Source organism: Acidovorax sp. FG48, assembly GCF_057809085.1.
The window spans coordinates 72345-93629 of record NZ_JBMDJH010000019.1; the positions used below are offsets into that span (position 1 = coordinate 72345).

Genomic DNA, 21285 nt, shown 5'->3' on the forward strand with positions numbered 1-21285 from the left:
CCGCAGCAGGAGCCCCGCTACCCGATCCAGGTCATGCTGGCGTGGGGAGTTTCCATCAACGGTGACCCCGTTTTGTCCATGGCCGCTTGCCACACCACGGACACACTGACGGATCTATGTCACTTCAACCTTCTTCCTTTGCCATCCTGGGCGCAGGCCTGATGGGCCGTCTGCTGGCCGTGGAGCTGGCGCGCCAGGGGCATCGCGTGGACATCTATGACGCGGGCGGCACCGCCGCCGAGAACTCGGCGGCTACGGTGGCTGCGGCCATGCTGGCCCCGCTGGCAGAGTCCGCGATCACCGAACCCGGCGTGGTCCGCATGGGCCATCACGCGCTGACCCGCTGGCCCGAGCTGCTGGCAGCCCTGTCAGAACCCGTTTTTTTTCAGCAGGCTGGCACGCTGATCGTGTGGCACCGCCAGGACGTGGCCGAAGCCCAGCGCTTCACCCGCCAGCTGGAAAACAACCAGCGCAGCCTGCCCGAGCTGCCCGCCCTGCAAAAGCTCGACAGCGGCGCCCTGGAGCAGGTGGAGCCTGCCCTTGCGCACCGCTTCAACCAGGGCCTGTACCTGCCCGGCGAGGGCCAGCTGGACAACCGCCAGTTGCTGGCCGCCCTGGTGGTGGAAATGGAGCGCCTGGGAGTGCGGGCGCACTGGCACACGCCCCAGTCGCCCGATGCTTTCACGCCCGGCGCACCCGGACAGCCCGACCGAGTGCTGGACTGCCGGGGCCTGGGCGCCAGGGGCGAGTGGAGCGCGCTGCGCGGCGTGCGCGGTGAAGTGGCGCGCATCCACGCACCCGACGTGACGCTGCAGCGCCCCACCCGACTGGTGCACCCCCGCTACCCCATTTACATCGCGCCCAAGGAAGACCATCTGTTCGTCATCGGCGCGACCGAGATCGAGTCCGACGACCGCTCCCCTGCGAGCGTGCGCTCCACCCTGGAGCTGCTGAGCGCCGCCTACGCCGTGCACCCCGGCTTTGGCGAAGGGCGGATTCTGGAACTGGCCACGCAGTGCCGCCCCACGCTGCCCGATAACCTGCCCGCCATCCGCCAGACCCGCCGGGGCGTGCTGGAGATCAACGGCCTGTACCGCCACGGCTTCATGATCTCGCCCGCCATGCTGGACGTGACCCTGGAGGTGCTGAACACGGGACAATCGACCCTGTCCGAACGTTTTGACCTCCGGCTGGAACTGGAGCCCACCGCACCCGCCCCGACCGGCGTTGCCGCCCCCGCATTTGCATGAACATCTCGATCAACCAAGTCCCGCACGAACTGCCCGAAGGCGCCACCGTGGCCGATGCTGTGGCCGCCATCGAAGCGCGCCCCCCGTTTGCCGTGGCCGTGAACACCACCTTTGTGCCCAACACCCGCTACGCCGCCCATGCGTTGCAGTCTGGCGACCGGGTGGAGATCATCTCGCCGGTCACCGGCGGCTGAGGTAACAGGAACTCAATCAAAATGGCTGCTAGTGCATACAAAGCATGCGCCAACAGCTATCAAAATCATAGTAATCCAATGACCACTCCGACGCCCCAAGACCCGCTGGTGCTGTACGGCCAGACGTTCGCCAGCCGCCTGCTGCTGGGCACCTCGCGCTACCCCTCGCCCGCCGTGCTCGAAGCCGCCGTGCTGCGCGCCCGGCCCGCCATGGTCACGGCCTCGCTGCGCCGCCAGGGCAGCAACCCGGCCGAGAGCGGCAGCAGCTTCTGGGAGCTGCTGCGCAAGCTCAACGTGCCCGTGCTGCCCAACACCGCCGGCTGCCACAGCGCGCAAGAGGCCATCACCACCGCGCAGATGGCGCGCGAGGTGTTCAGCACCCCGTGGATCAAGCTGGAGCTGATCGGCGACGACTACACCCTGCAGCCCGACACGCTGAACCTGGTGAGCGTGGCCGAGCACCTCGTCAAGGAAGGCTTTCAGGTGCTGCCCTACTGCACCGAAGACCTGGTGCTGTGTCAGCGCTTGGTCGATGTGGGCTGCCAGGCCGTGATGCCCTGGGCCGCCCCCATCGGCACCGGGCGCGGCCCGGTTAACCCCTACGCGCTGCAGACACTGCGCGAGCGCCTGAATGTGCCCATGCTGGTCGATGCCGGGCTGGGCCTGCCCTCGCACGCCTGCCAGGTCATGGAATGGGGCTATGACGGCGTGCTGCTGAACACCGCCGTGGCCCTGGCCCAAGACCCGGTGGCCATGGCTGGCGCCTTCGCCGATGCCGTGAGCGCCGGGCGTGCAGCCCGCCTGGCGGGTGCCATGGCCGCACAAGACGCCGCCCAGCCCAGCACCCCCGTGCTGGGCACCCCTTTCTGGCACCACGCCCATGCATGACACCACCGCCCTGGCGAACGCCATCCTGAGCCGCCACGCGGCCACCTTTGCAGGGTTTGCGCCCGAGCCCGTGCCCACACCCACGTCGCAGGACCCTGTCTACCTGGCCGCGCTTCAGGCCTGCAGCCAGCTGGGTTTCATTGCCCACGACGCCGAATGCCTGGCCCGCGCCTGGCAGGCGCGCGCGCTGCGCACCGGCAGCGCACAGCCCGAGCAGTGGCCCGACGAACCCCAGGACTTTGGCCTGCAGCGCCTTCCACGCGCCCAGCAGTTTGCCGCGTGCCCCGAGCGCCTGGGCCTGTATGCCGTACTGCCTGACGCCCAGTGGGTGGGCCGCATGGCACGCGCCGGAGTGCCCACGGTGCAGTTGCGCTTCAAATCGGACGACGCCCGCGCCATCCGGGCCGAAGTCCAGGCCGCCGTCGAGGCAGTGCAAGGTACGGGCGCGCTGTTGTTCATCAACGACCACTGGCGGGATGCCATCGATGCGGGCGCCTACGGCATCCACCTGGGCCAGGAAGACCTGGACGCACTCACCGCCGACGAGCTGCAGACGCTCCACCGCTCCGGCCTGCGCCTGGGCGTGAGCACCCATGGGTATGCCGAAATGGTTCGTGCCGACGCCGTGGGGCCCAGCTATATCGCGATGGGTGCCGTGTTCCCTACGACCCTGAAAAAGATGGCCACCGCACCCCAAGGCGTGGGCAAGCTGGGGGTGTATGCGCGGCTGATGCGGCACTACCCGCAGGTGGCGATTGGTGGGATCAGCGCCGAGCAGTTCCCCACGGTGCTGGCCACTGGCGTGGGTTCCGTGGCGGTGGTGCGGGCCTTGGTCAACGCACCAGACCCTGAAGCATCGGCAGCAGCGCTGATGGCCCTGATGCAGTGATGCGGTGATGGCTGAATGGCTCCAGCGCAGCGGCTGGGGCTGCAGCAATTGCCGCGCCGCTTGACCACCGCCGGGGCGGTCGATGGGACGGCAACCCGCTATTTGCGGTCAGGCTTTTTCATCTGTTCCAGCTCAAGGCGAAGCTCCATGAGATCGTTCTCCATGCCAAAGCCGACCGGCTGGCCTGCGGGTGGCGGCGCCGTCACGGGCACCGGAGGCAGATCGCTCAGCGTAAGGTGGGGAGGGTCCGACAGATCCAGATCCAGTGGAATGCCCCGCGAGTCCTCGCCCACAGACGCTGAGGGCCTGGAGGGCGCAACCGGAGCGGGCGCAGGTGCCGGCTCCTGCTGGGCCTTCATCGCAAATTCGAACTCCAGACTGGCGGCCAGCGAATCGAGCGGCAAGTCGTCGTGCAGCGCCGCCGCAGCGGGGGCAGGACCCGAGGGAGCGACCAGCGTTTCAGACCGGGGAGGTGCGAGCGGGGTCGTCCGCTTGCGAGGCGGCGGCGCACCCCGTGCACTGGCAGGCGTGGTCTGCGCCACCGCCAAGAGCAGCAGCAGATCGTCATAAGCTGCCAGATCAAACGGCTCCACCGCTTCGGCGCCCGAACGACGGAACAGGAATTTCTCCAGCAAGCCCAGCACCGCAGGCGTTGTCCACTCGGCCTCGATCTCGGCCAGCGCGTCGGTGTAGTGGTACAGCATGCGGCCTGTGCGGTGAAAGCCCGCAAACTCCGGCACCTGTGCGTTGAAGAACTGCATGAACTGGCTGCGCAACTGCGCAAACTCGTCCACACGGCTGAGGGTGTGATACAGCCGCAACAGCTCCAGGTAGGCCAGCGGCGAGGTCTCGCGGTGCTCGGCGATGTGGTGCTTCAGCACCTCGATGGCCTGCTGGTGCTCGCCCACCGAGACAAAGAATTCGGCCTGCTGCTGAATGTCAAACAGCTCTTCAGGGTTGACGATGTGGGCTGCCACGGAGGGCGCCGGGGACGGGGCAGCAGCCTTGGCCTGCAACGGGGCAGGCGCACTGGCCGCTGGGCTGGTTGCCACAAAGCGTGGCTCCACCGCCACCGGGGCGGCTTTGCCCAGGGGGCTTGCACCAGGCTCGGGGCCGGCAGCGACAGCGTGGGGCTGGGTTTCTGACGGCAGCCAGGTATCGCCAGGATGGGGCGTCAGACCCAGCGCCTCGTCATGGGCCGATGTGGCCTCGGCGCGCGCGCCCAGGGCCACGGAATCGCGCCATGACCGCACCGCCTTGTCCGACGCGCTGCGCATCCGCGACCACATCCATGCCACACCCAGCAGCGCCAGGGCCAAGAGGCCTCCGAGGGCATACACCACTGTTGCAGGGAACCGCTCCTGCTCCATCAGCTCCAGCTGCTGCTGCAACTGACCGGCCGTGGCGCGGTCCTTGGCGGCCTGTGCACGCAGCGCGGCTGTGTCTGTTTCCAGGGCCTTGAGCCGTTCGCTGTCCTTTTGCAGATCTTCGGGCGCGGTGTTCAGCGACTTCCACAACGCAGCGGCCTGGGCTCGCAAAGCCGATGTTTCCTCGGACGGCGCAGTGGGCAGTTGCCTGGTGGAGCGCAGTGCCACCGGGCTGTCCAGCCAGGTGTCCAGCGGCTCCACCACCAGACGGGAACGCACGGCCGGTGCAGCACCTACCGCTGATTTACCGGGAGCCGCCGCGCCTACGCGCGCTGAAGGCCGTGGGGCGGTTGCAGCCCCTGGCGCGCTGCGGTCCGCCGACTGCGGACGCACAGTCCTTGCCGGTGCCGCCGCCTTGTCGCTGGGCCGGGTAGCCTGCGCCATGCTGGTGGCTGCTGCAGATGCGGCGGAACTGCCACCACCCACGGCAGGAGAACTCTGTGACTCCGCGCCTGTGCGGGTGGCGGCGGAGGGAAGCCGCGTCACATCCACCGGCGACGCGGAGGCAGATCGGGTCACGGTGGTCGGCAAGTCCGAAAGGAAGGTGTAGCTGCGCGTGGTCTTGCCATTGCACCCTGCAGACAGGGTGACGGTCAGCACAGGTTCATCCAGCGATACCGAGGCCAGCACGCGAACGCCCGACGGACGCCCACGCACCTCGGGCAATGGGATCACGCGCACCTTGCTGTCGCTGATGGCGTTGTCGCCGGCCACCAGCTTGGCCGTGACGCAGGACGACGCGACATCGGTGCCAGGGTCGGGCTGCAACTCGAACGAGAGATCGACCGGGGAGCCCAACACCACCGTACCACTACCATTGCCCAGGGACAGCGCCGAAGCACCGGCTGCAAGCGCCCACAATCCCGGTCCAAAAATGGTGTTACGGATTTTCACAATCAATTCTGTTTTTCGGTCCGAAGGATTCTTGCACATAAGTCCCAGATAAGGCCAGAGCCATAATGCCGCTATGAAAATTCAGTTTCCCAACATCGCCATCGTGGGCACCGGCGCCATGGGCCGGGGCATTGCGCAAATTGCTGCCCAGGCTGGCAGCCAGGTTTTTCTGCTGGACGCCAACCCCGGGGCCGCCGACGCCGCCAGGGCCGCCTTGCAGGAACAATGGAACAAGCTGGTCGCCAAGGGCCGGATCGAAGCTGACCAAGCCACCGCGCTGACTGCACGGCTGCACCCCGTCACAACGGTGGCGGACTTGGCGGCCTGCGACCTGGTGGTGGAGGCCATCGTGGAGCGGCTGGATGCCAAACAGGCCCTCTTCGTTGAACTGGAGGGGGTGGTGCGCGCCGATGCGGTGCTGGCGACCAACACATCCTCCCTGTCCGTGACGGCGATTGGCGCATCCCTCAAGCGCCCGGAACGCCTGGCGGGGTTCCACTTCTTCAACCCCGTTCCGCTGATGAAGGTGGTGGAGGTCATTGCGGGCCTCAAGACCGATCCTTCCATCTGCACGGCGCTGGCTGCCTATGCCAAGGCCATGGGCCACACCCCGGTGCAGGCACAGGACACCCCAGGCTTTATCGTGAACCACGCCGGGCGCGGCTTTGGCACGGAGGCCCTGCGCATCGTGGGCGAAGGTGTGGCCGACTTCGCCACCATCGACCGCATCCTGCGCGACCAGGTCGGCTTCAAGCTCGGGCCCTTCGAATTGATGGACCTGACGGCGCTGGACGTGTCGCATCCGGTCATGGAATCCATCTACCGCCAGTATTACGACGAACCCCGTTTCCGCCCCAGCGTGATCACGGCCCAGCGCTTGGCAGGGGGCGTGGTGGGTAAGAAGGTGGGCGAAGGCTTCTACCGCTACGTGGACGGCGTGGCCCAGGTGCCCGCCGAGGCACCCGTCCCCGTCGTCAACGACATTCCGCCGGTGTGGGTGTCCCCGCGCGCTGCACGCCGGGCCGAGCTGTACCAGTTGCTCAAGGACCTGGGGGCCACCATCGAAACCGGTCAATCGCCCTCCCCCCAGGCCATCACGCTGGTGGCCCCGCTGGGCTTTGACGTGACCACCGTGGCGGTGGTGGAGCGGCTGGACCCGGCCCGCACCATCGGCATCGACATGCTGATCGATGACGCCGCCACCAAGCGCCGCGTGCTGGCCACCAACCCCGCCACACGCGTCGACATCCGCAACGCGGCGCATGCGCTGTTTGCGCGCGATGGCAAGGCCGTCAGCGTGATCCGTGACAGCGGCGGTTTTGTCACGCAGCGCGTGGTGGCCACCATCGTCAATATCGCCAGCGACATCTGCCAGCAAGGCATCTGCACCCCCAAGGACCTGGAGACCGCCGTGACCCTGGGCCTGGGCTACCCGCTGGGCCCGCTGGCCATGGGCGACCGCTGGGGCCCCACCAACATCCTGGAGGTGCTGTTCAACATGCAGACCGTGTACGGCGACACGCGCTACCGCCCCAGCCCCTGGTTGCGCCGGCGCGGAGCCATCGGCCTGAGCCTGAGCCACGTCGAAGAAGCCTGATCGCCCAGCACCACGGCCACCTCACCCAAGACCGCCATGCCCGCAGAACTCCAGAGCACCAGCCAGGGACAGACCCTGATCCTGACCCTCCGCAACCCCGAGCGGCGCAACGCTATCGACCCGGTGATGTACGCCGCCGGCGTGGAAGCGCTGGGTGTGGCCGAAAGCAGCCCTGACATCCGCAGCGTGGTCATCACCGGCTCGGACGGCATGTTCTGCTCGGGCGGCAACCTGCAGCGGCTGCTGGCCAACCGGCAACAGCCGCCCGAGGTGCAGGCGCAGAGCATCGAAGGCCTGCACAACTGGATCGAGACCATCCGCACCTATCCCAAGCCGGTGATTGCGGCCGTGGAAGGTGCTGCGGCCGGGGCCGGGTTTTCGCTGGCGTTGGCCTGCGACTTCATCGTGGCGGCGCGCAATGCCGTGTTTGTGATGGCCTACAGTAATGTGGCCCTGTCGCCCGATGGCGGCGCCAGCTGGAGCCTGGCCCAGGCGCTGCCGCGCCAGCTGGCCAGCGAAATCCTCATGTGTGGCGACCGCATCGGCGCAGAGCGCCTGCATGCAATGGGCCTGGTCAACCGCGTTGCCGAAGCAGGCAGCGCACTCGATACAGCCCTCGCGCTGGCCGAGCAGCTCAACGCCCATGCTCCGAATGCGCTGGCCAGCATCAAGGAACTGCTGAACGAAGCCCCGCAGGCCCAGCTCACGCACCACCTGGGCCAGGAGCGCGACCACTTCGTGAAGAACCTGCACCACGCCAATGGCGGCGCAGGCATCTCTGCGTTCCTGGAAAAGCGCGTGCCGCGCTACGAATAGCGCTGCGCCTCAAACGCCTCGGCCGATCCACCGTCACAGGCACATCAACCCCCGGCACGCTGCCACCCAGCGCCGGGGGTTTTTTATTGCCCCATAACGTGTTTGTGATCTCGCAGTGACCCGCCAACGCGCGCTTACGCGCAGACACGCAGGTGACAACCCTGACGCATTGCGCAGGTCCCTGACGCGACAATGGGCCTGTTTCTAGTCACCCAAAAGACAGGCCATGGACGACCCGATTCTTACTATCGAAGAACGTGAAGCGATCAACTCCGGTCGCTGGTTTTCATCACTCTCACCTTCGCTACGCCACGACATCCTCCGATGTGCATACGTCAAACGCTTCAAGGACGGCGGCCTCATTGCCGCACGTGGGGATCCACCCGAGGAGTGGATTGCCTGCGCACGGGGTGCGGTGAGGGTGAGCTCCACCTCCATCTCGGGCAAGCAGATCACGCTGACGTACGTGGAGCCGGGCATCTGGTTTGGCGACGTGGCGATCTTCGACGGGGACCGGCGCACACACGACGCCTACGCGCATGGCGACACCACGATCCTGTGCGTGGCCAAGGCCGACTTTCGCAAGATCCTGGCCGTGCACACCGAGCTGTACGAGGCCATGCTGCGCTTGCATGCGCGTCGCATTCGCCAGCTGTTCGGGCTGGTGGAAGACCTCAACACTTTGCCCCTGCGCTCACGCCTGGCCAAACAGCTGGTGCATCTGGTGCGCAGCTATGGGGTACCCAGCCTATCGGACGGCAGCGAGATGCGCATCAGCCTGCAACTGGCGCAGGAAGAACTGGCCCAACTGCTGGGCGCATCACGCCAACGCGTGAACCAGGAGCTCAAGGCCATGGAACGCGAAGACGCGATCCGCATCGAGCCGGGCGGCCTGGTGGTGCGTGACCGCGAAGCCCTCATGCGCATCGCAGAAGCCGACAACTGAGCCAACAACTCCATCACTGACTGCACGACCTTTCATCCGCCTCCATGAGCAACTTTGACCATTTCGTCGGCACCCGCCCTGTTTCTGATCAGCATGCTTTTGACATCGAAGCACTGACCGCATGGCTCTCCAAGAACATGGAGGGCTTTGCGGGCCCGCTGACGGTGCAGATGTTCAAGGGCGGGCAGTCCAACCCCACCTACAAGCTCATCACACCCGGCGCCAGCTACGTCATGCGCGCCAAGCCCGGGCCCGTGGCCAAACTGCTGCCGTCGGCCCATGCCATCGAGCGCGAGTTTGCGGTAATGAGTGGCCTGTACGGCACCGACGTACCCGTGCCCCGCATGTTTGTGCTGTGCGAGGACGAGTCGGTGATCGGGCGTGCCTTCTACGTGATGGAGTGCATGCAGGGCCGCGTGCTGTGGGACCAATCCCTGCCGGGCATGACGCCTGCTGAACGCGGTGACATCTACAACGAGATGAACCGGGTGATCGCAGCGCTGCACACCGTGAAGTTTGCGGACCGTGGCCTGGCCAACTACGGCAAGCCTGGCAATTACTTTGACCGCCAGATCGGCCGCTGGAGCAAGCAGTACGTGGCGTCCATCACGCAACCCATCGAAGAGATGGACCGCCTGATGGAATGGCTGCCCGCCAACATGCCCGCCAGCGCGCGGGATGAGGGTCACGTATCCATCGTGCACGGCGACTTTCGTCTGGACAACCTGATGTTCCACCCCACCGAGCCCCGCGTGATTGCCGTGCTGGACTGGGAGCTGTCCACGCTGGGCCACCCTCTGGCGGACTTCAGCTACCACTGCATGAGCTGGCACATTCCCGCATCACTCGGGCGTGGCATTGCGGGGCTGGACCTGGGCGCACTGGGTATTCCCGACGAAGACACCTACATCCGCCGCTACTGCGAGCGCACTGGCATCGCCACGCCCGAAGCCTTGCGCGCGGACTGGAACTTCTACCTCGCCTACAACATGTTCCGCATCGCCGCGATTCTGCAGGGCATTGCCAAGCGGGTAGAGGCCGGCACAGCCTCCAGCGCCCAGGCCAAGGCCTCGGGCGACACCGCACGGCCCATGGCCCAGCTGGCCTGGTCGTTTGCACAGCGCGGCTGAACACACGACGCAACCCCAGCGCCGTCCCACGATTACCAACGGAGAAGAAACCCATGGACTTTGACTACTCGCCCAAAACCAAGGAACTGCAGGCCAAGCTGCTCCAGTTCATGGATGACCACATCTATCCGAACGAGTCCGCTTACAAGGATGAACTGGCCGCCAACACCGCCGCAGGCAAGCGCTGGAGCGCGCTGAACACCATCGAAAACCTCAAGCCCAAGGCCCAGGCGGCCGGGTTGTGGAACCTGTTCCTGCCCGTCGACAGCGCTGCAGCCTCGGGCTATTCGGGTGCGGGTCTCACCAACCAGGAATATGCACCGCTGGCCGAAATCATGGGCCGCGTGCCATGGGCCAGCGAGGTGTTCAACTGCTCCGCACCCGACACCGGCAACATGGAAACCATTGCCCGCTACGGTGACGAGGCCAACAAGGCCCGCTGGCTCAAGCCACTGCTCGAAGGCAAGATCCGCTCGGCCTTCGCCATGACCGAGCCCGATGTGGCATCGAGCGACGCCACCAACATCGAGACGCGCATCGAGCGCCAGGGCGACGAGTACGTGATCAACGGCCGCAAGTGGTGGATCTCCGGCGCCGCCGACCCCCGCTGCGCCGTGTTCATCACCATGGGCAAGACCGACCCCGACGCACCCCGCCACTCGCAGCAAAGCATGGTGCTGGTACCCGCTGACACCCCCGGCATCAAGATCATCCGCCCGCTGAACGTGCTGGGCTACGACGATGCGCCGCACGGCCACGTCGAGATGACGTTCGAGAACGTGCGTGTGCCCGTCTCCAACATCCTGCTGGGCGAAGGCCGTGGCTTCGAGATCGCCCAAGGCCGCCTGGGCCCCGGACGCATCCACCACTGCATGCGCCTCATTGGCCTCGCCGAGCGCGCCCTGGAACTGATGTGCAAACGCGCGTCCTCGCGTGTGGCCTTCGGCAAGACCGTGGCGCAGCAGACGGTGACGCAAGAGCGCATTGCCGAGGCCCGCTGCAAGATCGACATGGCCCGCCTGCTCACCCTGAAGGCCGCCTGGCTGATGGACGTGGCCGGCAACAAGGTCGCCAAGACAGAAATCGCCATGATCAAGGTGGTGGCCCCCAGCATGGCCTGCCAGGTCATCGACTGGGCCATGCAGGTGCACGGCGGTGGCGGCATGTCTGACGACTTTCCGCTAGCCTATGCCTACGCCGGTGCGCGCACCCTGCGCTTTGCCGACGGCCCGGACGAAGTGCACCGCAATGCCATTGCCAAGTGGGAGCTGGGCAAGTACGGCACCTACGGCCGCGATGCCGCCGTGCCGGTGACGCGCGGTAGCTGACGCTCCACGGCACAGGGCACGGGACCCGCAGACGCTCTACTGCGGGTCTTCAGCGCCTTCCATCGGCCCGCCTGTGGCCGCAGGGGGCGGCAGGTTCTGCAATGCCCCTTGGGCAGCCGCCAGCAGCAATTGCGTGGCCTGGGCGATCTCCGTCAGGCTGCGCTGCGTGTGCTCCATGCGCAGGTACACCTTGCCGCGCACCAGCATCAACAGCAGCGGCGACTGCGTCCGCACCGCCCCACCCTCGCCTTCCACGATATTGAGCAACTGGGACACCACCGGCGCATGGATCCAGCGCTGTGCGGTCTCGATGCGCTCGGCCACCACCGCAAAGTGCTGGCGGAACGAGGCCGGCAGCCCCGGCCAAGTCACCTCTTCAAACATGGCCAGCCAGCGCATTTCCTCGGGCAGGCTGGCATTGACTGTGGTCTGCAGGGTGTCGGTGATGGCGTTGTAGGCATTGCCCTCCAGCGACTCCTGCAAGGGGCGGTTGAGCACCATCACCGCCGCGTCCGGATCCACCCCCAGGTCGGCGCGCCCCCGCAACTCCAGGCTGCGTACGTAGTCGCGCGTGGGGTTGCCACATTCCAGCCGCCACGGGTGGCCGTTCAGGTCGCCCCCCAGGTCAAAATGCCCGTCCACCGCCTGCGGCACCACCGCCAGGCGCTGGGTGGCCGCCCAACGCACCACCTCCTGGTTGGACACGGGCCGCGCGGCATTCGGGCCGCCGGGCAGATGCAGTGCTTTGCGAAGACGGTCAAACATGGCAATTCGAAGCCCCAGGCTTCGCGGGAGTCACGGATGCGGGCATTATTGGGGGCATTGGCCTCTGCAGCAAACTGGACCGACACCTTCTGTGAGCTTGTTCACCCTGACCGTAATAAGCCGTGGGGAGCGGCAGGCGCGACCACTGCCTGGGGGGCGGTCAATGGCTGCGAAGTGAACAGCCCACACACCACTCTTCTTCATGGACCGCAGACTTGCCCTGATCACCCTGTCTGGTGCGCTAGCCGCACCGGGGACTGCCCTGGCGCTGCCCGACGACGCATCGGCCCGGGTGCGCCAGCTGGTGCGCTGGTCCACTGCAACGGCCGACCACCAGGGCTTGCCGTTTGCCGTGATCGACAAGCCTGCCGCGCGCATCCACGTGTTTTCCGCACAGGCCCAATGGCTGGGCAGCGCGCCCGTGCTGCTGGGGGCCGCTGCGGGTGACCGCTCAGCCCCGGGCATCGGGGCCAAGCCCCTGGCCCACATCCGCCCGCACGAACGCACCACCCCCGCAGGCCGCTTTGTGACCGAGCCCGGCCGCAACCTGCAGGGTGACGACATTGTGTGGATCGACTACGACGCTGCCGTCTCACTGCACCGGGTGCGCAGCGTGAGCGCCGCTGAGCGCCGCCTGCAGCGCCTGGCGAGCCCCGGCGCGCGGGACAAACGCATCAGCTACGGCTGCGTGAACGCACCTGCCGCGTTCTACGACCAGTTCATCGCGCCTTGGTTCGGGCAGGCACCCGGGGTGGTCTACGTGCTGCCGGACACCGAGCCTTTTGCTACATTTTTTGAAGCAGCTAGCGCATATGAATAGTGCGCTACCGACCCATTTGACTCAATATTCTTGCCCAATACGGCTTGGGCTCATGCGCTGGCGCTTCCGGCAGTAGCCACGCATATGCCACCCCGGCTCAAGCTGTTGCGCGCTGCAGGCCAAAGACAGGCCGGCGGCCGCCTACCGCCAGCCCCTTTGCATTGCGAATGACGGCGTTTCTGCGAGGCGCCAGGGCCTCCTGCTGGGCTGCATCCAGCCATCCCAACTGGTCCATCACCTCCACGGCCGCCGCCACCTGCGCCACCATGTTGCCGTCCATGATCTTGAGGGCAAAGGCCTCGCCACGGCTGCGGCTGCCCACCACCTGCACCCCGTCGGCTCCGGTCTTCGAGACCCAGTCCCCCCGCCCTGCCCGCATGAAATCCAGATCATGCCGCCCGGTGCCGGAGCCCAGCTCCGGGCGTTGCACCATGGCGTCGGCCAGTGCGGTCAGGCTCTGGTCCAGATCCGTGTCGGGCGCCCCACCCGCCAGGCGCGCATAGCCCCGCGCCAGGTGCGCGAGCGGCATGGCGTAGTTGGGGGCGGAGCATCCATCGATGCCCATGGCCAGTTGCTCGGGCTCCAGCCCGACAGCCTGCGCCACATGCTCACGAATCGCCCGCTGCACCGGGTGCGCAGGGTCCAGATGGTTGTCGAGTGGCCAGCCCTGCTGCACGCAATGGGCGACAAAACCTGCGTGTTTGCCGCTGCAGTTGTTGTGGCGTTCGTCCGGCACAAAGCCGTCTGGCAGCGAACCCAGCCCCAGCTCGGCAAACAGCGGCCGGTGGCAGCCGCAGCGCAGGGCGCGGTAGTTCTGCCCCACACTGCCCAGCATGCGCTCGACCTGCTCGACATGCATGGCCTCGCCGTTGTGGCTGGCACACAGCAGCGCCAGTTCATCCGCGCCCCAGCCCAGCGCCTGGGCGTCGCCGGACTGCATGAATGGCAGGGCCTGAAATGCCTTGATGGCGGAGCGCGTGAACGTGACCGTGTACGGGTCGCCCACCTGCGCCAGCACACGGCCGTTGCGGTCGGCTACCGCCACGGCGCCCCAATGCTGGCATTCGGCGAGGTGGCCCCGGGTCACCTCGATCAATGGAACAAAACCCATGGTGATCTCCAGCGTGGTTAAGGCGCTGCCGGTGCGGGGGCCAGCGTCAACTCATGGGCCCAGCTTGCAGGCTGGCGCTGCAACGCGCGGTAGCCCGTCTGCGCCCAGGTACTGCTCATGTCGCGGTAACGTGGCGAAAACACCAGACCGCTTTGCCCGGTCTGATAAATGAAGCGCGACTGCTCCAGGTCGGCCAAGTCGTACACAGCGCGCAGCGATGCGGCATGGCGGTTCACAAACGGGCCCTTGGCTTCGCCCGCGTTGTATTGCCCCACATTGACCGTGTAGGAATCGCCATGCGATGGTTCGCTCACGTCAAAAAAGCGGGCCAGCGCAGGCACATTGCCGAACGGCCGGTGCACGCTGAGTGCCGGGTGCGCCGCGCCCCAGCGCCATTGCGCGGGATCGGCGCCGTAGGCGGCCTGCAGCCGATCGAGCGCACGGCCCAGGGCTGCGGCCGACTGCTCTGCGCACGAGGAAGGCTGGCACCACCAGGAGTCGTTGCGCTCCAGAATGCCCTCCAGCGCGGCCCGGTAGTCGCGTTTGCCATAGGTGGCGGTGAACCGCGCCTCGCCGATGCGCGGCACGATCAGGCCACGCGCCAACTCGTCGGTCCACGCGGCAAACACCAGGGGCGCTGCCTTGCCTGCATCCATCACGCCGTCAAAGCCCTTGAGCTGCTCTTGCGCAGCCGCTGCCAGCGGGTGCGATGACTTGGCCTGCTGGAGGTAGGGCAGCAGCTTGCGCGTGGCCAGTGAGGTCACATCGCGGTGGATCGCCTGCATGCTTGCGGCATCGTGCTTGTCGGTGGCCTCTATCAGCTGCGCAATGCGTTCGTAGCGGTAAGGCAAGGCCCAGTCTTGGGTCAGGTAGTGGGGATAGTCGGGCGCCGTCACCCGCTGGTTGGCGGTGGCTATCCAGCCCCGGGCTCCGTTGTCCTCCGGCGTCTGGTCGTACGGCAGCCAGCCCTTCCAGTCGTACCGGGCGTCCCAGCCCGGTGACGGCGCCACGCCCCGGATGTCGTTGGCAGGGTCTCGCACGGGCGCGCGGCCTGCGGCCTTGAAGCGGATGTTGCCCTGGTCATCGGCCGCCACCACGTTCTGCATCGGCGAGTGGTAGTGCGACAGGGCCGCGAACAACGCGTCCACCGATTTCGCCTGGTTGGTCTGCAGGCCCGCCAGCACCGTCTGGTTGTCGGCATCGAGCGCGCTCCAGCGCAGCGCCAGCACGTATTTGCCGAGGTCCAGCACGTCGGCATGCGACTTCTGCGCGTCGCTCAACACGGGGCCGTGCCGCGTGCTGCGCACCTTCAGGGCAACATCGGCCTGCCCTTTCACGCGGATGGTTTCGTTACGCACCGTGAAGGGCGCCCAGCCCTCGGGCGTGCGGTACTGCGACGCGTCGGCGGGGTTGATCTGCTCCAGGTACAGGTCCTGCACGTCCGGGCCCGTGTTGGTAAAGCCCCAGGCCACTTTGTCCGTGCGGCCCAGCACCACGAAAGGCATGCCGGGCAAGGTGGCACCCACCGCATCGATGGCGCCCATGGGGGTGCCGTCAGACGCCTGGCCTGCCGGTGCCTGCAAGCCCGCAAAGTACCAGATGGCGGGTGCCGACAGGCCCAGGTGCGGATCGTTGGCCAGCAGCGGTTTGCCACTCACGGTGCGGGTGCCCGCCAGCACCCAGTTGTTGCTGCCCTTGCCCTCGTTGGTGCCCGCATTGCGGGTCAGCTCGTCGGCCCAGGCCAGCATGCCGGCACTGATCTGGCGGGACAAAGGCCCTTCACCCAGCGCGGCAGTTGCAGCCTCCCGATCGGCCGACGCTGTGGCCGCGGACGGTACAGCAGAAGCGTTGGCATCGGTGGCGCGGTACACCCCCAGTTGCCGGTACAACGCGGCCAGGTCGGCCGAGGCTGCGGGGCGCTCGCCCGGGTACGGCGGCATCAGCTGCCACAGGCGCTCGGTATCCAGCGTTTTGGCGATGGACAGCCGCGCAAACTCGTTGCCCCAGTTGCCGCCCAGGTCCAGCGCCATCATCAGCGCCCAGCCCACGCTGTCTTCAGGCTCCCACACGGCACCGGTGGCCCCACCGGGCTGAACGCCCAGGATATGGAACTCCGGCGGCAGCGCCTGGGGGCGGTTCCGGTGAAAGGCATGGATGCCCTGGCTGTAGGCCTGCAGGGCCTCCCGGGCATACAACGGCAGGCCTGCGTACTGCCGCTTGGCCGTGCCCATGATGTCCAGCGTGCGCATGAGCTTGTCGGTCTCCAGCGTGGCGGGCCCGAACACCTCGGACAGCTCGCCATGCATCACGCGGCGGTTGAACTCCAGCTGCCAAGTGCGCTCCTGCGCGTGCACGTAGCCCATGGCAAACCAGGCATCCTGCGGGCTCTGCGCGCGGATGTGGGTCACATCGGCGCCATCGCGCTGCACCTGTACGGCCTGGCGCAGGCCCTTCACGACCAACTTGCCATCCAGCGTCGCAAAGCTGCGCTGCACATACACGGCAGCCCCCGTGCCAGCCAGCAAGGCCGCCACCACCAGCCCGACGGCCGTTCGCTTCATCCACGCCATGTCTCGTGTCTCCTGATTGTTCTGGGTTGTTTGTATTGGTTGGGAAGTGAGAAGGGCTGCACGCTGACCAGAAGCCCGCCGCACAGCAACAGCCAGCGGCCCCGGCCCAAGGCCTCAGCCCAGATGAACGCTGGTGCCGGACACCTGAAAGTTCATGACCGGGGCACTGGACTCGGTGAAAGGAACCCCCAGCGCAATCTGCCCCGTGCCATGCAGGATGCAGGCATCGCGGCGCAGCCGCACGGGCGAGTCGCTGCCGTCAAACCGCACCCAGGTGCCAAAGCTGCTCATGTCGGTCAGCACAAAGCCGCTGTTGCGCCAGTCGATGCGCGCATGCAGTCGTGAGACGCGGGGGTCGTTGATGCACAGCTGGGCATGGGTGGCACGCCCCACATGCACGGGCGCGTCCGACGAGGTGAACGACATGTCCACGCCATGCCAGGAAAACTGGATCTGCCCCAGGATGGAATCGGCCGGCGCAAAACTGCTGACCAGCGCCGCCTGCATGGTGAGTGAGTCAGGCTCTTCGTTCTCGCGCCATTCCACCTGGTAAAGCATCTGCAACTCGGCCTTGCCACGGATCTCCATCAGGCCGAGCTTGCGGTACCACACATCGGCCGCCGCCCCTGCCAGCAGCACCGCTGTCTCGGTGGCCCAGATTTCAGCCGGGCCCGCGCGCTCACACAGGCGGGAGGCCACATTGACGGCATCGCCATAGCAGTCGCCGTCCACATCCACCACCTCGCCACTGGCCACCCCCACACGGATGTCCATGCGCAACGGCTGCGGCCACCGGTCCAGACGCGTCTGGTGCTGGCGCAGCATGTGGGTGGTGGCGGTGACGGCACTGGCCGCGTCACCAAACACGCACAGCACCCCGTCGCCCAGCTTTTTGACGACGCGGCCCGCATGCGCCTCGATGGTGTCACTGATCCACTGCGTGACCTGGGTCACTGCCTCGGTGGCACGCTCGTTGCCCAGCGTTTCATACAACGAGGTGCTGCCCGAGATGTCTGCGAAGACCACCGTCGACAACACACTCATGAACGATGGCCGATAAGTAACATCATGTGAATCAGTTTAGTGCAAGCTCAACGAAGACGCACCTAACAAAGCGTCAACAATCCTTTGCCAGGGTCTTTGCAAGCGTGAGAGGCCTGCCGCCGCGACCCGGCCATCGGTTCGGAGGCGCTCCATGAGGGCGCCGGAGCGGCCACCTTCCAGCGCTCCCACCCTCGTCTTTGGCTGCACAACGGCTCGGCCGCCCCAGCCACACTTGGACCCCGCGAACATTCGTGCGGAATGCGTAAAAGTTCGCAACAAACCGGGGCATCGTGTTGTCTTTATGCAAAAACAGGAGCGCCACCCTTGCGTCAATCCTGAGTCCCGCTTACTTTGATCGACCCTGTTACAAAAACCGCACTTCCCTCCGCATATGCGCTGGAACAAGCCCAATCTCCGCAACAACCTGCACGACCTGCTGGGCCGTGACAAGCCGTCTTCGACGGCGTGGGTGCGCGACCAGGGTCTGGAAGAGGTGCGGCGTGCCATGCTGCACAGCCTGATGGGGCTGACCGGGTGCGAAGTGGCGCGCATGAACATGCGCCTGCGCTACGCGGGCGATATTGAAGCGCTGTGGTACCTGCGCAGCGATTTGCTCGACACACTCACCCTGCTGCGCGGCGAGGCCATCGCGCAGACGGTGCTGGACCGGATCACGCCGATGTTCCAGGGACAGTTGCCCCTGTCGCTGCGGGTGCCGCAAATGCCGCACGCACCCCGCGCGCACCTCTGACATTCTGAAATTGCGGCCCTGAGCGTCTGGGCCCGTTCACGTTTGGCACCACGGTCAGGGCCGCCCCAGCGGAGGCCCTACCCCCTCAGTGCTGGTGCCCCCAATAGATCAGCGCATCCCGCTCTTCCACTGACAACGACACCGTAGCGCCCACGGGCAGCAACACCTTGGTCTCGACATGCCCGAACGGCAGGTTGGTCAGCACGGGGGCCTTGATCTGGGTGCGCAGCCAGTCCACCACCGACTGCAGCTTGTAGCCCTTGTCGTGCGGCGCCAGCTTGAAATTGGTGAACTGGCCCAGCACCACGGCCTTTTGCTGGGCCAGCACACCGGCGTGCAGCAGCTGGGTCAGCATGCGTTCAATGCGGTAGGGATGCTCGTGCACATCCTCTACAAACAGCACTCCGCCCTTCACCTGCGGGAAATACGGCGTACCCACCAGCGATGCCAGCACTGCGAGGTTGCCGCCCCACAGGGTGGCGCTTTTCACATACACGTTGGGCACAGCCGGCTTGCCAGTGGTGGCATGGGGCTTTTCCTTGTGCATGCGCCAGCCGGTACCCTCGCCGTGACCGGTCAGCAGGTCGTCAAAGCAGGCTTCCATGATGTCGTCGGGCTCGCCCTCCACCCCGAAATCGGCCCCCAGTGAGGGCCCCGCCCAGGTGGTGGCCCCGGTTCTGGCTAGCACGGCGAGCTGGAAGGCGGTGAAGTCGCTCACGCCCACAAAGTGCGTACCCTTTTCGATGGCCTTGGCCACCGCCTTGTAGCGGATGCCCGGCAGGATGCGCGTGAGGCCATAGCCCCCGCGCGAGATCAGCGCCACATCGGCGCCGCTGGCCGCTGCACGGTGGATGGCAGCCAGCCGGGTGGCGTCGTCACCCGCAAAACGCGTGTGCGTGGCCAGCGCGTCCACATCCACCTCCACCTCATGGCCCTGGGCCTTGAGCCGGGCAATGCCCCGCTTGAAGGCCGGCTTGTCGCGCACAGCGCTGGAAGGCGAATAAATGTAGATGTGCTTGGGACCGTGGTCGTGGTCGCACTGGGAGTGGTCGTGATGGTGGTCGTGCAAAGCGCTCAGGCCCCGATGGGGTCTGCTCCGTAAACAGGGGGAATGCCCGGCGCCCCATGCAGTCAGGCGGCGGCAGCGGACACATCAATGGCTGAAGTATTCCACAGCCTGTGCGGCGATGGCCTCGCCATGCTCCTGAACAAAGTGGCCCGCATGGGGCAGCACCACCGGCTCGGGGCATCCACGGATGTGGTGTTGCAGCGCCCGCATGGTGGGCAACCCCAGCACCGGGTCTTGCGCACCCACCACCATCAGGCTGCGGCCTTGCCACTGGTGGTGCCAGAAATCGCGGGCTGCACGCGATAGCGCCGCGCCGGCGTCGTCCAAAGCGGCGGGGACACGTTCGGGAAACGCCCGCAGCGCGGCACGGTAACCCTTGTCGGGGAAAGGTGCATCGTAGGCCGCGCACTCAGCAGGGCTGAGGTGCGGATTGCCGCGTGCCAACAGGCGCCCCACCCCGTACAGAGGCTTGTCGCGGCACATCGCGCGCCAGTCCACAAAGCCCTGCGGCAACGGCGCGTCGCCCGTGGCCAGCAGCGTGTTCATCACCAGCAGGCCGCCAAACCGATCAGGCATCGCCATGGGCAGCGTGAGGCCCAGGATGCCGCCCCAGTCCTGCACCACCAGCACGACATTGCGCAGATCCAGCCGCTCGACCAGCTCCAGCAGCACCTGGCGGTGCCATTCGAACTGGTGCGCCCCCTCCTTCTTGGGCTTGTCGCTTTTGCCAAAGCCGATCAGGTCGGGCGCCACCACGCGGTCGCCCACAGCCAGAAAGGCGGGCAGCATGCGGCGATAGAGGTAGCTCCAGGCCGGGTTCCCATGCAGGCACAGCCAGGTGCGGCGGGCATCGCGCGGGCCTTCATCCAGGTAGTGCAGACGCAGGCCCGCCAGACTCGGCAGGTCGCTGAGGTAGTGGGGAGCCCAGGGGTAGCCAGGGAGGTGGGCAAACGCCGCATCGGGCGTTCGCAGGGCGTCGTCACGCAGGGGGTGGCGGGCCAATGCCTCGGCGCGCTGCTGACGGCGGCGCTGCGCAAAAAAGTGGCTCAGCAGGCCACCACATTCTTCGGCCAGCACTCCGCCCTGCACCTCGGTCTGGTGGTTGATCTCGGCATGCCCAAACAGGTTGAGCACCGAGCCTGCCGCCCCGGTCTTGGGCTCCGGCGCGCCATACACCACCCGCGCCAGCCGCGCGTGCAGCATGGCGCCACTGCACATGGCGCAGGGCTCCAGCGTCACATACAGGCTGCAGCCGTCAAGCCGGTAGTTGCCTAGGCGCTGGGCCGCAGCGCGCAGGGCCGCGATCTCAGCATGGGCCGTGGGGTCATGGTCTTGCACCGGGGCATTGCGGCCAGTGGCGATGACCTGGCCGTCCTTGACCACGATGGCGCCCACAGGCACCTCGCCCGCGCTGGCTGCGGCTTGCGCCTCGGCCAGGGCCAGTCGCATCCAGTGCGCGTCGTCGGCCATCTTCATTACTATATTTTCAATAGCAGCCAAGGCTTGAAATATGAGCGCTTAGAAGCAATCTGGCTCACTTTTTCTCGTCTTCGGGCATGGGGCGTGCCTGTTGCATCAGGCCTTCCACCTGCTGCTTGACCTGTTGCTGCACCTGCTGGCTCTGCTCACGCACCGTGCCGCTGGGTGCCGAAGCAGGGGCCGCCGCACCCGTGGCGGTCTGTAGCGCAGGCACGGGGGCACGCGTGGCCGCGAGTTGCTTCTTGGCCAGCAGGCCCACGATGGCCAGCACCACCACCAGTCCAACCAATCCAAACAGTGCGCGCATACCTGGGCTC

The 21285-nt window shown here is 66.6% G+C and carries 19 protein-coding genes; 11 read left to right on the forward strand and 8 right to left on the reverse strand.

The window, feature by feature from the left end:
* Positions 1 to 116 precede the first annotated feature (116 nt).
* The 4 genes from thiO to ACODSU_RS20815 all read left to right on the forward strand — a co-directional run bounded on the left by thiO (position 117) and on the right by ACODSU_RS20815 (position 3221).
* Positions 117 to 1250: a glycine oxidase ThiO gene (gene thiO, locus ACODSU_RS20800; RefSeq protein WP_488844448.1), complete on the forward strand. Its 1134-nt coding sequence runs from the start codon at positions 117 to 119 to the stop codon at positions 1248 to 1250.
* On the forward strand, positions 1247 to 1444 hold the full coding sequence (gene thiS / locus ACODSU_RS20805; RefSeq protein ID WP_110958973.1) for a sulfur carrier protein ThiS: 198 nt from the start codon (positions 1247 to 1249) through the stop codon (positions 1442 to 1444). The genes thiO and thiS overlap by 4 nt, the downstream gene beginning before the upstream one ends.
* A gap of 78 nt (positions 1445 to 1522) precedes the next feature.
* Positions 1523 to 2332 (forward strand): thiazole synthase, encoded by an 810-nt coding sequence (locus ACODSU_RS20810; protein ID WP_488844450.1) that lies wholly within the window; start codon positions 1523 to 1525, stop codon positions 2330 to 2332.
* Positions 2325 to 3221, forward strand: a complete 897-nt coding sequence (locus tag ACODSU_RS20815) for a thiamine phosphate synthase (protein ID WP_488844452.1) — start codon at positions 2325 to 2327, stop codon at positions 3219 to 3221. The genes ACODSU_RS20810 and ACODSU_RS20815 overlap by 8 nt, the downstream gene beginning before the upstream one ends.
* A gap of 98 nt (positions 3222 to 3319) precedes the next feature.
* Here the strand turns inward: ACODSU_RS20815 and ACODSU_RS20820 are convergent, their stop codons facing one another.
* On the reverse strand, positions 3320 to 5509 hold the full coding sequence (locus ACODSU_RS20820) for a type IV pilus assembly protein FimV (protein ID WP_488844454.1): 2190 nt from the start codon (positions 5507 to 5509) through the stop codon (positions 3320 to 3322).
* A gap of 106 nt (positions 5510 to 5615) precedes the next feature.
* Here ACODSU_RS20820 and ACODSU_RS20825 point away from each other — a divergent pair, with 106 nt between their 5' ends.
* From ACODSU_RS20825 to ACODSU_RS20845, 5 genes are all read left to right on the forward strand, one after another.
* Complete coding sequence (locus ACODSU_RS20825; RefSeq protein ID WP_309823584.1) at positions 5616 to 7139, forward strand: 3-hydroxyacyl-CoA dehydrogenase; 1524 nt, start codon at positions 5616 to 5618, stop codon at positions 7137 to 7139.
* Positions 7140 to 7175: 36 nt separating this feature from the next.
* Positions 7176 to 7955 (forward strand): oxepin-CoA hydrolase, alternative type, encoded by a 780-nt coding sequence (locus ACODSU_RS20830; protein ID WP_488844456.1) that lies wholly within the window; start codon positions 7176 to 7178, stop codon positions 7953 to 7955.
* Positions 7956 to 8181: 226 nt separating this feature from the next.
* Positions 8182 to 8901: a Crp/Fnr family transcriptional regulator gene (locus ACODSU_RS20835; protein WP_015013747.1), complete on the forward strand. Its 720-nt coding sequence runs from the start codon at positions 8182 to 8184 to the stop codon at positions 8899 to 8901.
* A gap of 44 nt (positions 8902 to 8945) precedes the next feature.
* Positions 8946 to 10031: a phosphotransferase gene (locus tag ACODSU_RS20840; RefSeq protein ID WP_488844459.1), complete on the forward strand. Its 1086-nt coding sequence runs from the start codon at positions 8946 to 8948 to the stop codon at positions 10029 to 10031.
* 53 nt (positions 10032 to 10084) lie between these two features.
* Positions 10085 to 11359, forward strand: coding sequence for an acyl-CoA dehydrogenase family protein (locus tag ACODSU_RS20845; protein WP_015013745.1), 1275 nt, complete (start codon positions 10085 to 10087; stop codon positions 11357 to 11359).
* A gap of 36 nt (positions 11360 to 11395) precedes the next feature.
* On the opposite strand, the gene ACODSU_RS20850 is transcribed toward ACODSU_RS20845, so the two are convergent.
* Positions 11396 to 12124: a hypothetical protein gene (locus ACODSU_RS20850; RefSeq protein WP_488844461.1), complete on the reverse strand. Its 729-nt coding sequence runs from the start codon at positions 12122 to 12124 to the stop codon at positions 11396 to 11398.
* Positions 12125 to 12326: 202 nt separating this feature from the next.
* On the opposite strand from ACODSU_RS20850, the gene ACODSU_RS20855 reads away from it, so the two are divergent.
* Entirely contained in the window at positions 12327 to 12944 is a 618-nt protein-coding gene (locus ACODSU_RS20855) for a hypothetical protein (RefSeq protein ID WP_488844463.1), read from the forward strand.
* 97 nt (positions 12945 to 13041) lie between these two features.
* Here the strand turns inward: ACODSU_RS20855 and ACODSU_RS20860 are convergent, their stop codons facing one another.
* The 3 genes from ACODSU_RS20860 to ACODSU_RS20870 all read right to left on the reverse strand — a co-directional run bounded on the left by ACODSU_RS20860 (position 13042) and on the right by ACODSU_RS20870 (position 17669).
* Positions 13042 to 14055 (reverse strand): asparaginase, encoded by a 1014-nt coding sequence (locus ACODSU_RS20860; protein WP_488844465.1) that lies wholly within the window; start codon positions 14053 to 14055, stop codon positions 13042 to 13044.
* Between the two features lie 17 nt (positions 14056 to 14072).
* On the reverse strand, positions 14073 to 16625 hold the full coding sequence (locus ACODSU_RS20865; RefSeq protein WP_488844467.1) for a penicillin acylase family protein: 2553 nt from the start codon (positions 16623 to 16625) through the stop codon (positions 14073 to 14075).
* Positions 16626 to 16739: 114 nt separating this feature from the next.
* Positions 16740 to 17669: an adenylate/guanylate cyclase domain-containing protein gene (locus ACODSU_RS20870; protein WP_203422184.1), complete on the reverse strand. Its 930-nt coding sequence runs from the start codon at positions 17667 to 17669 to the stop codon at positions 16740 to 16742.
* Positions 17670 to 18060: 391 nt separating this feature from the next.
* On the opposite strand from ACODSU_RS20870, the gene ACODSU_RS20875 reads away from it, so the two are divergent.
* Positions 18061 to 18420: a hypothetical protein gene (locus tag ACODSU_RS20875; protein WP_060985201.1), complete on the forward strand. Its 360-nt coding sequence runs from the start codon at positions 18061 to 18063 to the stop codon at positions 18418 to 18420.
* An 85-nt stretch (positions 18421 to 18505) separates the two neighbouring features.
* On the opposite strand, the gene ACODSU_RS20880 is transcribed toward ACODSU_RS20875, so the two are convergent.
* The 3 genes from ACODSU_RS20880 to ACODSU_RS20890 form a co-directional block, all read right to left on the reverse strand.
* Positions 18506 to 19489, reverse strand: coding sequence for an LD-carboxypeptidase (locus tag ACODSU_RS20880; protein WP_488844470.1), 984 nt, complete (start codon positions 19487 to 19489; stop codon positions 18506 to 18508).
* Between the two features lie 84 nt (positions 19490 to 19573).
* Complete coding sequence (gene tadA, locus ACODSU_RS20885; protein ID WP_488844472.1) at positions 19574 to 20965, reverse strand: tRNA adenosine(34) deaminase TadA; 1392 nt, start codon at positions 20963 to 20965, stop codon at positions 19574 to 19576.
* 58 nt (positions 20966 to 21023) lie between these two features.
* On the reverse strand, positions 21024 to 21275 hold the full coding sequence (locus tag ACODSU_RS20890; protein ID WP_488844473.1) for a hypothetical protein: 252 nt from the start codon (positions 21273 to 21275) through the stop codon (positions 21024 to 21026).
* Positions 21276 to 21285 lie beyond the last annotated feature (10 nt).